Raw genomic sequence first — 301 nt, 5'->3', positions numbered from 1 at the left:
AACAATTAAATACTCATATAGAAGGAAAGGCAATGGATGAAGAATCCACAGGCTGAAGTAGAAATGACTGCGGCCTGTTAACAGCCGGACCCGATAGTGAGGGCTTATAGCTCAGCCGGTTAGAGCGCACGCCTGATAAGCGTGAGGTCGGTGGTTCGAGTCCACTTAAGCCCACTGGCGGAGAAAAGACCTGGAATGCAAGTCTGGAAAGACGAAGTTCCCTGAAAACCAAACGAGTGAACCGTCAGAAATGGGGGCGTAGCTCAGTTGGGAGAGCACCTGCCTTGCAAGCAGGGGGTCA

Annotated in this window: 1 tRNA gene; it reads left to right on the top strand. The window is 51.5% G+C overall.

The features are described from left to right. Positions 1-100 precede the first annotated feature (100 nt). Positions 101-174 (top strand) — tRNA-Ile (locus DXC51_RS09240). The last annotated feature ends 127 nt before the right edge of the window (positions 175-301 follow it).

The sequence above is a fragment of the Eisenbergiella massiliensis genome (genome assembly GCF_003435485.1).
Note: the sequence above shows the minus strand (reverse complement) of the source record. Positions and strands in the feature narration are given on the sequence as shown.